Origin of the sequence: Acinetobacter calcoaceticus, assembly GCF_051947995.1 — a bacterium.
In the GTDB taxonomy this organism is placed as follows: domain Bacteria; phylum Pseudomonadota; class Gammaproteobacteria; order Pseudomonadales; family Moraxellaceae; genus Acinetobacter.
In genome coordinates this window covers 37,562-51,222 of sequence record NZ_JBLVVH010000008.1, presented here as the reverse complement: position 1 = coordinate 51,222, position 13,661 = coordinate 37,562, and the positions used below count along the sequence as shown (strand labels likewise).

11 protein-coding genes are annotated in these 13,661 nt (G+C 45.0%); 5 read left to right on the top strand and 6 right to left on the bottom strand.

What is annotated here, in order from left to right; genetic code table 11:
* Window positions 1-31 precede the first annotated feature (31 nt).
* Window positions 32-970: a LysR family transcriptional regulator gene (locus tag ACNQO6_RS14765; RefSeq protein ID WP_324622291.1), complete on the top strand. Its 939-nt coding sequence runs from the start codon at window positions 32-34 to the stop codon at window positions 968-970.
* Between the two features lie 237 nt (window positions 971-1,207).
* Here the strand turns inward: ACNQO6_RS14765 and ACNQO6_RS14760 are convergent, their stop codons facing one another.
* From ACNQO6_RS14760 to ACNQO6_RS14740, 5 genes are read right to left on the bottom strand one after another with little or no spacing between them, the layout of a single operon-like run.
* Window positions 1,208-2,110: a hydroxymethylglutaryl-CoA lyase gene (locus ACNQO6_RS14760; protein ID WP_343578707.1), complete on the bottom strand. Its 903-nt coding sequence runs from the start codon at window positions 2,108-2,110 to the stop codon at window positions 1,208-1,210.
* Window positions 2,107-4,098 (bottom strand): acetyl/propionyl/methylcrotonyl-CoA carboxylase subunit alpha, encoded by a 1,992-nt coding sequence (locus ACNQO6_RS14755; protein WP_440209441.1) that lies wholly within the window; start codon window positions 4,096-4,098, stop codon window positions 2,107-2,109. Before ACNQO6_RS14755 ends, ACNQO6_RS14760 begins: the two co-directional genes overlap by 4 nt.
* An 11-nt stretch (window positions 4,099-4,109) precedes the next feature.
* A complete protein-coding gene (locus ACNQO6_RS14750) occupies window positions 4,110-4,913 on the bottom strand; it encodes an enoyl-CoA hydratase/isomerase family protein (RefSeq protein WP_440209440.1) in 804 nt (267 codons plus the stop codon).
* Window positions 4,914-4,922: 9 nt separating this feature from the next.
* Entirely contained in the window at window positions 4,923-6,524 is a 1,602-nt protein-coding gene (locus tag ACNQO6_RS14745; protein WP_343578704.1) for a carboxyl transferase domain-containing protein, read from the bottom strand.
* A 24-nt stretch (window positions 6,525-6,548) separates the two neighbouring features.
* Window positions 6,549-7,721 carry an isovaleryl-CoA dehydrogenase gene (locus tag ACNQO6_RS14740; protein WP_032868219.1) on the bottom strand — a complete coding sequence of 391 codons (1,173 nt, stop codon included), beginning with the start codon at window positions 7,719-7,721 and terminating at the stop codon, window positions 6,549-6,551.
* A 148-nt stretch (window positions 7,722-7,869) separates the two neighbouring features.
* Between ACNQO6_RS14740 and ACNQO6_RS14735 the strand changes: the two genes are divergently transcribed.
* The 4 genes from ACNQO6_RS14735 to ACNQO6_RS14720 all read left to right on the top strand — a co-directional run bounded on the left by ACNQO6_RS14735 (window position 7,870) and on the right by ACNQO6_RS14720 (window position 12,563).
* Window positions 7,870-8,487 carry a TetR/AcrR family transcriptional regulator gene (locus tag ACNQO6_RS14735; protein WP_005231201.1) on the top strand — a complete coding sequence of 206 codons (618 nt, stop codon included), beginning with the start codon at window positions 7,870-7,872 and terminating at the stop codon, window positions 8,485-8,487.
* Between the two features lie 109 nt (window positions 8,488-8,596).
* A complete protein-coding gene (locus tag ACNQO6_RS14730; protein WP_440209439.1) occupies window positions 8,597-10,291 on the top strand; it encodes an AMP-binding protein in 1,695 nt (564 codons plus the stop codon).
* A gap of 72 nt (window positions 10,292-10,363) precedes the next feature.
* Window positions 10,364-11,038, top strand: a complete 675-nt coding sequence (locus tag ACNQO6_RS14725) for a class I SAM-dependent methyltransferase (RefSeq protein ID WP_440209438.1) — start codon at window positions 10,364-10,366, stop codon at window positions 11,036-11,038.
* 238 nt (window positions 11,039-11,276) lie between these two features.
* The gene (locus ACNQO6_RS14720; protein ID WP_440209437.1) at window positions 11,277-12,563 is read left to right on the top strand and encodes a DcaP family trimeric outer membrane transporter; all 1,287 of its coding nucleotides are present in this window, start codon (window positions 11,277-11,279) and stop codon (window positions 12,561-12,563) included.
* Window positions 12,564-12,654: 91 nt separating this feature from the next.
* Here the strand turns inward: ACNQO6_RS14720 and ACNQO6_RS14715 are convergent, their stop codons facing one another.
* A complete protein-coding gene (locus ACNQO6_RS14715; RefSeq protein WP_440209436.1) occupies window positions 12,655-13,587 on the bottom strand; it encodes a LysR family transcriptional regulator in 933 nt (310 codons plus the stop codon).
* Window positions 13,588-13,661 lie beyond the last annotated feature (74 nt).

The following is a 13,661-nucleotide window of genomic DNA, read 5'->3' as shown; positions in this document are numbered from 1 at the left end:
AATGCGTAATTTAGAAAAAGATATTTACGTTATGCGCAAAAATCTTGATGGTGGACTTTTGCATGCCATGCATGCCTTCCTGAAAGTGATTGATAGCGGGAGTTTCACGGCTGCCGCTGAACAGATGGAACTGACAACTGCGCAAGTTTCGCGATTAATTAGCGAATTAGAAGGGCGTTTAGGTACAAAACTACTACAACGATCAACCCGCCAGCATGCCTTGACCGAGATTGGTGAGACCTATTCCGAGCAGTGTCGACAGGTGCTGGCCATGGTGGAGGAAGCTGAAGCGCAGGCAATGGGCATGGCCACCAAGCCGCAGGGCCGATTACGGGTGCTGAGTATGGCGAGTTTTGGTCATCATTATCTGGCACCGATGATGGCGGAGTTCTGTCAAACCTATCCCGACCTGACAGTGGAATATCGAACCTCACAAAATGTACCCGATCTATTGGGTAAGGGCATTGATGTCAGTCTTTACTTGACTGAATCTCTGGCGGATTCAAGATTTGTGGCGCGTCGCATTGGTACGATTTTTTCGGTGTTATGCGCTTCGCCTGCCTATCTGGAAAAGCATGGCGAACCTCAATCACTGGATGATTTGCAGCAACATGCCTGTTTACGTCTGGTCAATCCTTCGATTACACCGCAGTGGCATCTGACCAGTGAAAATAGCTGTTCGTATCAGATTGATATCAATGGCCCACTCATTGCCGATACTCCTGAATTGCTACTGGATGTGGTGCAGCAGGATATGGGTATTGCCTTGTTGCCTACCTTTTCCTCCATCGATGCAATTCGCACAGGTCGATTACGCCGTATTTTACCAGCGTGGCGTTCTCCCGATATTGGCGTGTATACCTTGCTGCCGTCACGGGATTTTGTCGATGTCAAAACGCGGACATGGCTGGAGTGGGTTGAGCAACATGTTTCTCCAAAAATACAGCAAGATACCGATTATTTTTTATAAATTATTTGAGGTGGGGTAGTAAAGAAACCCAAAATAATAAGGATTAAAATTAAAAGTAGAAAATGCTTCTTTAGAAAGAGGCATTTCATACAGAGATAAACCATAAATTTTAAAAAAATTGCATGAAGAATTTAATCCCAATTCCTGAATGAAATGAGATAAAGATGAGAGAGGATGATCTGGTACTTTGCTTAATATTAAGCCTTATACCAGATGCAGACCTATTTTGATTTATGATTAGGCACACTTGGTTTGCCAATACGCATTGGCATAATTCGACAAGCTTTTTCGGTTGAGTACCTTGCTAATATTCTGGCTGGCCTGCATCAGTTTTTCCAGATCAATGCCCGTTTCGAAGCCCATATGAGAGAGTAAATAAAACAGATCTTCAGTCGCTACATTACCAGAGGCACCTTTGGCATAAGGGCAGCCACCTAGTCCTGCAAGAGACGAGTCAAAAACACGAATGCCTTGCTGTAAAGACTGATAAATATTGGCAATCGCCATGCCGTAGGTATTGTGGAAATGCCCAGCTAAAACGGTGCTGTCCAGTTCAGCCAGACAGGCTTGCCAGACTTTTTGAACGCGATCTGGTGTTGCTGTGCCAATGGTTTCACCTAAAGACACTTCATAACAACCCATGTCATACAGCCGTTTCACGACTTTTACCACTTGCTCAGGGGCAATTGCGCCTTCATAGGGACAATCGACAATACAGGAGACATAACCGCGCACACGGATATGCTGTGCTTTGGCTGCACTTAGCACATCCGCGAATTTTTCAAAGCTTTCGTCGATTGAGCAGTTGATATTTTTACGGGTAAAGCTTTCCGAAGCGGCGGTAAATACCGCTACTTCTTTACATCCGACTGCTTGAGCAGTCTCAAAACCTTTGATATTGGGCGTGAGTAGGCTAAATTGCACATCGCTTATTTGGGGGAGTTGCTTAAACAGCTCGTCACTCTGCGCCATTTGTGGCACCCATTTTGCCGACACACATGAACCCACTTCAATGGATTTCAGTCCTGCATGAATCAGGTCGTTAATAAAGTTTAGGCGTTGTTCAACAGTTAACGCCTGCTTTTCATTTTGCAGGCCATCTCTGGGGCCGACCTCCACGATTTTAACAAACTCACTCATGCAACTTCCTCCTGAGCAGGTTGAAACTCCACAAGTTCATCGCCAGCTTTGACCTGATCACCGACTTGGAAATAGGAGTCTACAATCAAGCCGTCTTTAGGCGCACGGATGGTGTATTCCATTTTCATGGCTTCAAGCGTCATTAAAATATCGTCTTTCTTCACGCTATGATTTGCGCTTACTAACACTTGAGTGACCACACCTGGCATGGGTGCTTTTAAGTGGCCTTCATCGGCTTGGTGATCTGCCTGATTAAAGTCGTGACGGATATAGGCAAACTTGTAGCTTTGTCCATTTTGGAACAAGGTAATGCCTTGCTGATTTTGGTTAAAAGACAGCTTTTGCTGAGACCCACCAATTTGAACAGAGGCCGTATGCGCATCAATCAATTGGCCAGAAATCGGGTAGCTTTGACCGTTATATTCTGCGGTAAAGCCATCTTTATTTGAGGCAAATTTAATTTTAATGGGCTGATCTAAATAGTTCAGTTTAATACTGTGCTGATAAGCAATATTTAAACGCCAAAGTGGTTGAGCCTGCCAAAGCTGTTTTTGGCTTGAGCTGTTGTTATTAAGTTTGCTTAGAAACTCAATAAATGCTGCTGCCACGATAAGCTCAGGTTTTGTCTGTTGCGTGTTAAACAGAAAATCATGTTCACGTTGAATCAGGTTGGTATCAAGCTTGGCTTGTTTAAACGATTCGCTGCGAACAATTTTTTCCAGAAAGGCAATGTTGTTGCCTAAGCCATCCACATGAAACTGGCTGAGCGCATGTTGCATTTGAATAAGCGCAGCTTCACGGTTTTTACCCCATACGATCAGTTTGGCAATCATGGGGTCGTAATAGGTGGTGATTTCATCGCCTTCTACAATACCGCTGTCGACACGCACATATGGGGTTTGCGTTGGGTAATGCAAATAGTCAATTTTACCAATGGCAGGTAAAAAGCCTTTTTCAGGTTCTTCTGCATAGATTCGTGCCTCGAGCGCATGGCCGTGAATGTGCAATTGGTTTTGTAGTTTAGGCAAAGCTTCGCCATAAGCGACACGAAGCTGCCATTCAACCAAGTCTTCACCTGTAATCATTTCGGTAACAGGGTGTTCGACTTGTAGGCGGGTATTCATTTCCATGAAATAAGCGGTACCGTCTTGTTCCACAATAAACTCAACCGTACCTGCGCCAACGTAATTTACCGCACGTGCAGCATCAATGGCTGCTTGACGCATGGCATCAAGCTTTTCGCTTGGCATTTGTGGAGCAGGGGCTTCTTCGAGTACTTTTTGATGGCGACGCTGTACCGAACAATCACGTTCAAATAAATGTACATAGTTGCCATGGCTATCACCAAATACTTGTACTTCGATATGTCGTGGCTGAATCACATAACGCTCAATCAAGACATCATCATTACCAAAGCTCGATTTGGCTTCACGTTTACAAGAGGCTAAGGCATGCAAAAAGTCTTCACTGCGTTCAACCAGACTCATGCCTTTACCGCCGCCGCCAGCGCTGGCCTTGATTAAAACAGGATAGCCAATGCGATCAGCCTGTTGTTTTAAAAAGTCGGCATCTTGGTTGGTGCCGTGATAACCCGGTGTTAACGGAACACCTGCTTTTTCCATTAACGCTTTAGAGGTCGCTTTTAAACCCATTGCTAAAATGGCATCCACTGGCGGGCCAATAAAGCAAATATTGTGTTGTTGGCAAGCGAGTGCAAACTGGTCATTTTCAGACAGGAAGCCGTAGCCTGGGTGAACCGCTTGGCTGCCGGTATCAATTGCTGCTTGAATAATGCGGTCGGCTTGCAAATAACTTTGTGTTGCAGGGGACTGACCAATATAAACTGCTTCATCTGCAAGTTTGACGTGTTGTGCATTTGCGTCTGCATCTGAGTAAACGGCAACCGTTGCAATCCCTAATTTTTTAGCTGTACGAATCACGCGGCAGGCAATCTCGCCACGGTTCGCAATTAAAATCTTTTCAAACATGATGATCGTCCTTAATTGTTGTTATTCGAGTTAGAAACCCAAGCAGGCTGCTGTTTATTTAAAAAGGCACTCAGCCCTTGTTTTGCCTCACTGCCTTGACGAACTTGCGCAATATGCTGTGCTGTCTGTTGCAGCAAGTCATTGCTCATGGTCTGGTTGCTCACCATTTGAATGAGTTGTTTTGAGGCCGCTTGGGCATGCGGGCCACCGAGTAATAGCGCATCAATCATTTCTTGAACTTTTTTATCCAAGTCTTCAGCATCTGCGACTTCGTGCGCCAAACCAATCTGTTTGGCTTCACGTGCTGAAATTCGCTCGGCAGTTAAGAAGTAACGAGAGGCTTGTCTTGCACCAATCGCACGAATCACATAGGGACTAATGGTAGATGGAGCAAGTCCTAAACGAACCTCAGAAGTTGCAAACTTGGCATCCGTGCTGGCAATGCAAATATCACATGCCGATGCCAAACCCATGCCGCCACCAAAGGCAATGCCATGCACTCGGGCAATGGTCGGTTGTTTAAGGGTTGCGAGTGCATCCAACATTTGCGCAAGTTTTAAGGCATCGGCTTCATTTTCTGCTGAAGAGGCCTGACCTGCCTGTTTCATCCAGTTGAGGTCGGCACCTGCCGAAAAGCTTTTACCGCGACCCGCCAAAACCACTACACGAACATCATCACGGGTATTGATTTGCTTAAAGCAAGCATGTAGTTCTTCAATGACGGTCGTATTAAAGGCATTGTGCAATTCAGGGCGGTTCAGCCAAACATAGGCAACCTGATCGTGTTGTTCGAGTTGTAAAAATTGATAGCTCATGGACACCTCTTACATGCGGAACACGCCAAATTTGGTTGGTAGAATTGGAGCATTCATCGCAGCAGCAAGACTTAAACCGAGTACCTGACGAGTTTGCGCAGGGTCAATGACACCGTCATCCCAAAGGCGGGCAGAAGCATAGTACGGATGGCCTTGGCGTTCGTATTGTTCACGAATCGGTTGTTTAAACTCGTCTTCTTGTTGCGCTGACCATTCGGCACCTTTTTGCTCAATTTGATCACGTTTTAAGGTTGAAAGTACGCTTGCTGCTTGTTCGCCGCCCATGACTGAAATACGAGAGTTCGGCCAAGTCCATAAAAAGCGGGGTGAATAAGCACGGCCACACATGCCGTAGTTACCCGCACCAAACGAACCGCCAATAATCAGGGTGAGTTTGGGTACATTTGCGGTGGCAACTGCCATCACCAGTTTGGCGCCGTTTTTTGCAATTCCTTCATTTTCATACTGGCGACCCACCATAAAACCGGTAATGTTTTGTAAGAATAACAATGGAATATTGCGCTGAGTACATAGCTCAATAAAGTGCGCACCTTTTTGTGCGGACTCAGAGAATAAAATCCCGTTATTGGCAATAATCCCGACTGGCATACCATAGAGGGACGCAAAACCGGTAATCAGCGTTGAGCCGAAGCGCGCCTTAAACTCATCAAAACGTGAGCCATCTACAATACGGGCAATCACTTCACGTACATCAAACGGTTTACGTGCATCACTTGGGACTACGCCATAAAGTTCCGATGCATCAAACAATGGTTCATCAACTTGTTTATTTAAGTCATTAGGCTTTTTATTTAAGTTGGCAACAATGTTCCGTGCAATGGCAAGCGCATGTTCATCGTTTTCAGCTAAATGATCCGCCACACCTGAAAGACGGGTGTGAACATCACCACCACCCAAATCTTCACTGCTCACCACTTCGCCAGTTGCAGCTTTGACCAGAGGAGGTCCACCTAAGAAAATCGTACCTTGGTTTCGGACAATAATGGTTTCATCAGACATGGCAGGCACATAGGCGCCACCTGCGGTACAGCTCCCCATCACCACAGCAATTTGGGCAATCCCTAGGCTCGACATACGTGCCTGATTATAGAAAATACGTCCGAAGTGATCGCGGTCAGGGAAGACCTCATCCTGCATCGGTAAGAACGCACCACCTGAATCGACCAGATAAATACACGGCAAATGATTTTGTTCGGCAATTTCCTGGGCACGTAAATGTTTTTTCACAGTCAGGGGATAATAGGTGCCACCTTTAACTGTTGCATCATTGGCGACGATCATGCAGGTCACACCGTTGACTTGCCCAATACCTGCAATCACGCCCGCAGCAGGAATATCATCTTCATAAACTTTGTAAGCAGCCAACTGACCAATTTCTAAAAACGCGGTACCCACATCAATCAGTTGATCAATACGGTCTCGTGGCAGCAGTTTACCTCTGGCGAGATGCTTTTGACGGGCATTATCACCGCCACCAAGCGCCACTTTTTGAGCAACCTGTTGAAGGTCTGCAACCAAGGTCTGCATGGCTTGCTGGTTGGTTTTGAAGTCTTCACTTCGAACATTGATCTTGCTGTGTAATTGGTTCATACGCTGCGTCCTTATTGTTTATTATTATTTGGTTTCATTGAACAGTTCGCGGCCAATCAGCATACGGCGAATTTCAGAGGTGCCTGCACCAATTTCATAAAGTTTGGCATCACGCCATAAACGGCCTGCAGCGTATTCATTGATATAACCATTGCCGCCTAAAGTCTGAATGGTTTCACCCGCCATCCATGTGGCTTTTTCGGCCGCATATAAAATCGCACTTGCTGCATCTTTACGTAAGCTACGGTCATGATCAGCTTTGTCACAGGCAGCACCCACAGCATAGACCAGTGCTTTACACGCCAGCCAGGTGGAATACATGTCAGCCAGTTTGCCTTGCATGAGCTGGAATTCACCTAAAGCCTGACCAAATTGCTCACGCTCATGTAGGTAGGGAATCACCACATCCAGACAAGCATCCATAATCCCGAGAGGGCCAGCGCTGAGCACCGCACGTTCATAGTCCAGACCACTCATCAGTACTTTGGCACCGTTACCGACACCGCCCAACACGTTTTCGGCAGGTACTTCGACATTGTCAAAAAATAGTGGATAAGTATTGGAACCACGCATACCGAGTTTGTCTAAATGGCTGCCATGACTAAAGCCTTTCATGTCTTTTTCAATCAGGAAGGCGGTCATGCCCTTGGCACCTGCCTGTGGATCAGTTTTGGCATAAACCACCAGTACATCGGCATCACCGCCGTTGGTGATCCACATTTTCGAACCATTGAGAACAAAATGATCACCTTTTTGCTCGGCACGCAGTTTCATACTGACCACATCGGAACCTGCATTCGGTTCTGACATTGCCAAAGCACCGACAAAGTCACCTGAAATCAGTTTTGGTAAATATTTCTGTTTCTGTTGTTCGCTACCGTTCCGGTTAATCTGGTTGATACACAAGTTGGAATGCGCGCCATAAGAAAGCCCGATGGAGGCAGATGCGCGTGAAATTTCCTGTAGCACAATGATGTGTGCCAGATAGCCTAAATTGGTGCCACCGTATTCTTCAGAAACGGTAAGACCGAGCAGGCCCATATCACCAAATTTTTTCCAGAGCTGGGCCGGGAATAGATTGTCCTGATCAACTTGCTGGGCAATGGGTGCAATTTCCTTTGCACAAAATGCAGCTACTGAATCTTGTAGCGCAATTAACGTTTCATCCAGACCAAAATTCAAGCTACGTAAGTTCATTATATCGTCATCCCATTGGTTATATTTGTTGTTCCAAAAAGCGTTGTTGTATGTGCTTAAGAAGTACCATACAATGATTTTTTGAAAAAGTGAATAGTGATTCATAAAATGATTTACAATTCATTTTATTTAGTAGAGAATAAAATTCATGAGCTATAAACGATCATCTTTGATGCAGGAGCGGATGGAACAAAATCGCAAAGCGATTTTGAGTTCAGCCAGAAAATTGATCTCAGAGGGAGGGTTCAAGGATGCACAGATACAAACCATTGCTGAGCAAGCGGGCGTTTCAAGTGGACTGGTGTATCGCTACTTTGATAATAAAAGTCAGGTGCTGATTGAAGTTTTATCCGAGGCGATTAACACCGAACTGTTGGTGATTGACTCAATTACCGAAAGTAATTTAAGCGCACAGCAGAAATTACATAAGGCCGTCACCAGCTTTGTAAAACGGGCACTGAATAGTCCTCAGCTGGCCTATTCACTCATGTTTGAACCTGTTGATTCTACAGTTGAACATGAGCGTTTCCGTGTGAAACAACTGATTAAACAAAGTATTAAAAAAATCCTTGCAGATGGAAATGCAAGTGGTGAATTTGTTCTGGAGGATCTTAATACCGCAGCGTTGTGTGTGGTGGGTGCCATGACCTATGTGGTGGTTGAACCTTTAGATCCAGCACAAAATATCAAGTTTGATCAGCAGTATAAAAACTATTTTTCCAAACAGATTGCTGACTTTTGTGTGGATGCGGTGCAAAAAAAGTAAGGCCAGCAGCATCATTAGAATGACACAACAGGATGTTGGAAAAGTAGCTGTACTCAAAATAATTAGATGACTGAAAACAGAATTACAAAGAATCAAGGAGAGTGATTCAATGCAACAACAACGGTTAAGCTATGTCTCTGGAACCAGTTCTCAGCCCCTGTTGGGGATGACGATTGGAGAAAAATTTGATCAGGCCTGTGCGCAATATGCGGAGCAGGAGGCCATTGTCAGTGCTCATCAGAACAGACGATTGAGCTATAAGGCATTGCAGGATGAGGTCAATGCCTTTGCCTGTAGCCTGTTAAAACTGGGATTAAAAAAGGGTGATCGACTGGCCATCTGGTCCCCAAACTGTGTGGAATGGACCGTGACGCAGTTTGCAGCCGCAAAAGCCGGCATTATTCTGGTCAATCTGAACACGGCTTATAAAAGTCATGAACTGGAATATGTGCTGAACAAGGTGGCCTGTAAAGGGCTGGTCATTGCAGCGCAATTCAAGACCACAGATTATCAGGAATTACTAAGCAAGATTGCACCTGAACTGGCATTGAGTACAGATAAGGTACTTCATTCAGCACGTTTACCGCATTTAAAATATGTGATCAAAATTGATGAACAGCAGCATGGCGGTATTCACCGTTTTAGCGATTTGCTCGGACATCCGACACCCCAGCAACTTGAGCAGCTCAATGCTTTAGCCCAGCATTTGCAGTTTGATGAAACCATTAATATCCAATTTACTTCCGGCACTACAGGGAATCCGAAAGGAACCATGCTGACCCATCACAATATTCTCAACAATGGTTATTTTGTCGGTGAAGGCATTGGTTTAACCCCACAGGATCGGGTTTGTATTTCGGTGCCTTTATTCCATTGTTTTGGCATGGTCATGGGGAATCTGGCCTGTATTACCCACGGTTCAACCATGGTGTATCCAGCCGCCGTTTTTAATCCACTAGAGTCTTTAAAAACCATCCACCGGGAAAAATGTACCGCAGCTTATGGGGTACCGACCATGTTTATTGCCATGTTAGAGCATGAGCAATTTACCGAATTCGATTTATCCAGTTTACGTACCGGCATCATGGCAGGCAGTCCATGTCCACGAGAAATCATGCAGCGGGTCATAGACCGCATGCACATGTCTGACATTACCATTTGTTATGGCATGACCGAGACGTCACCGGTCAGTGTACAAAGTTATATTGATGATTCCATTGATAAACGGGTCAGTACAGTTGGACATGTACATCCGCATCTGCAAGTCAAAATTGTCGATCTGGAAGGCGAGATTGTTCCGCAAGGTGTGCTGGGTGAGCTTTGTGTCCGTGGTTATTCAGTCATGGCAGGTTATTGGGATGAGCCTGAAAAAACCAAAGAGGTCATTGATACGGCAGGCTGGATGCATACTGGTGATATCGCAGAAATGGATCAAGACGGTTTTATCAAAATCAAAGGCCGTATCAAGGATGTGGTGATCCGAGGCGGTGAAAACCTGTTTCCAAAAGAAATTGAAGATTTCTTATATACCCATCCTGATATTTCGGATGTTCAGGTGATTGGTCTGCCAGACAGCCGTTATGGCGAGGAACTTTGCGCCTGTATTATTTTGCATGAACATCATCAATGTGATGAAGACAGTATTAGACACTTCTGCAAAGAACATATTTCACATAATAAAGTGCCACGCTATGTCAAATTCTTTGCTGAATTCCCCATGACAGCCTCAGGAAAAGCACAGAAATTTAAATTGCAGGAAATCATGCGTGCCGAGTTAAACCTGACAGCAGAAGTCTTTGATTAAAATTAAGCACGATGAGAGCACTCAGGGTTTTAGCAATTGCTGAGTGCCACGTGACTAAAAACAGGGGATGAAATGGCCAAAGATTTTAACAGCCAGAAAGTGGTGGAGCGTTATGACCAGCATATTCGTTGTCTGATTCCGGGCTACGAGCTCCTGCATCAGCAAGTCAATGCCATTTTACAAGCCAGGTTGAGACGGGATGCGCATATTCTGGTGGTGGGTTGCGGCACAGGCTATGAGCTTGAATATTTACTGAATAAGCATCCGAACTGGTCTTTTACTGCTGTTGATCCTTCTCTCGCCATGCTTCAAAAGGCTCAAGCGCAAATTCAGGCAATCGGGCAGCAAGTACGCGTTAACTTTGTACATGGAGAGACAACTTGTTTATCCGAACTGCAAAGGTTTGATGCCGCGCTTTGTATTCTCGTTGCTCATTTTATTCCACATACGATCAAGCCCGTTTTCTTTTCCGAAATCGCAAAGCGTTTAAAAAGCAGTGGCATTTTATTGACCTACGATCTGATGCATTGTGAAGACACACAGCAAATGAAAGCCTTACCGTTGTTATGCCAGGCCCATGGACTGAGTGCGGCGCAGAGTCAGGCGATGATGGAACGTTTAGGACAGGATTTTTACACGCTGTCTTTCACGGATTATCAGCACCTGCTTAGTCAGGCCGGTTTGGGCAATGTCCATGTTTTTAGCCAGACCTTGGCCTATCAGGGGCTGATTGCACAAAAGAATTAAGCTGATCAGTGGCAATTGTCATGTTTGGACAATTCGGCTTTGGCTTGCTGTTGCCATTTAAGAATAGAAAGACCTAACAAGGATTGAAACAGAGGAGGTAAAAACCAAATAAATCAAATGATGTTGATTTTTAAAATAAAAAATGTGCTGTGAAATTGCGATTCAGGCAAAGGAAAAACACAAATAAACAATGATCTTAAAAGGTTGGGAAGATCTGCGAACAAGGAAATCGATTTAAATGGATAAGTTTATTTTAACGGTACAAAAAAGCCTGTTGGCGCTGTCGGTTATAACGGTGATGTCACCTGTTTATGCAGCAACGGATCAGGCCGAAATTGCGCAACTCCGACAGGAAGTACAACAATTAAGGGCGATGTTGCAGCAATATGTGCAGCAAAAACCATCCGTACAACCTGCCAATCCAGTGGCTGTGACGGCTTCACCCCAAGCAACCGAGACAACAGCCCCTAAGCTGAACCTGAGTAAAGGCGGTGCAGAGGTCAATTTATATGGTTATATCCGTGCCGATGCCTCTTATCAGGCCAAAGGTGCATCGACCATGTATAACAATATCAGTGCTGTACCACTGGAACACACGGCAGAGGAAGCGCAGCAAAAAGACCGTTTACACTCAACCGTCAATGTCACGCGTCTGGGGCTAAACTTTAAAACACCGAGTGTCGCTGGCGAAGTGGGCGGTAAGCTGGAAATGGATTTCTTTGGGGGTGCAACGCGGGATCAATTCCGTATCCGTCATGCGTATATCACTTTGGATCAGTGGCTGATCGGTCAGACCTGGTCGACGTTTATTGCACCTGAATATTATCCGGAAACGGTGGATGCCGGAACTTTTGTAGGAGGGGCCTTGCAACGTTCGCCGATGCTGCGCTATAGCGATAAGCTCTCGGCAAACACCAGTTTTGCGGTTGCGATTGAAGATCCAAAATATACTGCGACTTCAGATCCGGACAATGAAATGCGTATGCCTGCCTTGGTGGGACGCCTCAATCATAAATTTGACAATGGTTCGCTATTGTCAGGCCGAACGTTTATGGCTGAGAAAAAAACCAGTACCGACAAGGAATGGGCATGGGGTGTCGGGCTAGGGGGCAAATATCAATTGAGTCCGCAAACCTTCTTAAAGGCTGATTATTACCATGTCAAAGGGGATGGTCGCTTTCTGCTTTGGGCCAATAATAGTTATGTAATTGATGACCAAAATAATATTCAAAGCAACGAGTTCGATACGATTTCTGCGGGCATCACCCATCAGTTTAATTCTCAGCTGCGTTCTACTTTAGGTTATGGCTATATGAAGGCCAAGGATGACAATCGCTTTGCTGAAATCCAGAAAAGCAATCTCACCCAGAATAAAGAATTATGGCAGGGCTGGATCAATGCGATGTACAACCCGTATAAGCCCATCACCTTGGGCGTGGAATATGTCTATGGCGAGCGTGAAACCTTCGACGGCCGTAACGGGATTGATAATCGCGTCAACATGATGGCAACTTATGATTTTTAATACATCTGAGAAATGATTATTAAGGGTTGATCCTTCATTGATCTTCTTCAATCACGCTGTTGGTGAGTATCAATGAAGGATGCAAGTTTGGTCAGGAAACTGTTGGCGCTGCGGGTATAATTTTTTGCTTCAGGATGTCCATAAATGCTTTTAACACCATATTGTAATTTTTGCCTTTATGGGTAATCAGGCAAATCGGAGTGCTGTGATGGATAACCGGTTGCAGAATCGGTTGCATAAAACCATCATCGACCCATTTCTTGGCATAGTGATCGGGCAGGAAGCCAAGAAATTTCCCGGTCAGGATCAGAAAAGCAATGCCTTCACGGTCACTGGCAGTGGCCGAACAATCCAGAAGTTGATGTAGTTTTGATGCTTCAGCAGTCATCGCATAATTCGGCAGCACCGCTTGCCAGTTGTTGAGATCCTTTGATGTGATTTCATCCAGATGATTAAACAAAGGATGATTTTTGCCGCAATACAGAAATGACTTTTCTTCATATAAATGTAAATAATCGAGTCCAGACAAGGGCGTCACCAGAGGAATCACGCCCGCGTGTAAACGGTTGTCCATTACCCGACATTCGATATCGGAAAGGGTGCTCATACTGATATTAATCACCACTTCTGCATTTTCTTCCGCAAGTTGGGCCAGCGTATTGGTGATATACAGACTGGGCATGGTCACCAGATTATTAATAATCCCGATATTAAATTCTCCCTTGAGCTGGTTGTGCATCTGGTTGATTTTGGCACGGAAGTCTTCAATCGAAGCGGTTAGAACTTCGATATATTCCAAAATTTCCCGTCCTTCGTCGGTGAGGGCAAAGCCGGCACGACCGCGTTGACACAGCCGGATACCCAAGCGATTTTCCAGATCACTCATGTGCAGACTGATGGCTGAGCGACTAATCCCAAGAATACTTTCAGCGGAACTAAAACTATGGCAATCACAAACCGTTTTAAATATTTTAAGAAGTTTTATATCAAAATCAGTCACTTGATTTAATTTTTTCGGTTTCATTTAGTTTTGCTTTTTTATATCTAAACTCAAGACAATTTGAATTTATCAAAACTATTTGGCTCTGTACACTCCAG

What these genes read in the sequence shown, in the direction of transcription:
- ACNQO6_RS14720 (WP_440209437.1), top strand. Translation starts at nt 11,277, where the DNA reads ATGGATAAGTTTATTTTAACGGTACAAAAAAGCCTGTTGGCGCTGTCG.
- ACNQO6_RS14755 (WP_440209441.1), bottom strand. Translation starts at nt 4,098, where the DNA reads ATGTTTGAAAAGATTTTAATTGCGAACCGTGGCGAGATTGCCTGCCGC.
- ACNQO6_RS14760 (WP_343578707.1), bottom strand. Translation starts at nt 2,110, where the DNA reads ATGAGTGAGTTTGTTAAAATCGTGGAGGTCGGCCCCAGAGATGGCCTG.
- ACNQO6_RS14715 (WP_440209436.1), bottom strand. Translation starts at nt 13,587, where the DNA reads ATGAAACCGAAAAAATTAAATCAAGTGACTGATTTTGATATAAAACTT.
- ACNQO6_RS14765 (WP_324622291.1), top strand. Translation starts at nt 32, where the DNA reads ATGCGCAAAAATCTTGATGGTGGACTTTTGCATGCCATGCATGCCTTC.
- ACNQO6_RS14750 (WP_440209440.1), bottom strand. Translation starts at nt 4,913, where the DNA reads ATGAGCTATCAATTTTTACAACTCGAACAACACGATCAGGTTGCCTAT.
- ACNQO6_RS14730 (WP_440209439.1), top strand. Translation starts at nt 8,597, where the DNA reads ATGCAACAACAACGGTTAAGCTATGTCTCTGGAACCAGTTCTCAGCCC.
- ACNQO6_RS14725 (WP_440209438.1), top strand. Translation starts at nt 10,364, where the DNA reads ATGGCCAAAGATTTTAACAGCCAGAAAGTGGTGGAGCGTTATGACCAG.
- ACNQO6_RS14735 (WP_005231201.1), top strand. Translation starts at nt 7,870, where the DNA reads ATGAGCTATAAACGATCATCTTTGATGCAGGAGCGGATGGAACAAAAT.
- ACNQO6_RS14740 (WP_032868219.1), bottom strand. Translation starts at nt 7,721, where the DNA reads ATGAACTTACGTAGCTTGAATTTTGGTCTGGATGAAACGTTAATTGCG.
- ACNQO6_RS14745 (WP_343578704.1), bottom strand. Translation starts at nt 6,524, where the DNA reads ATGAACCAATTACACAGCAAGATCAATGTTCGAAGTGAAGACTTCAAA.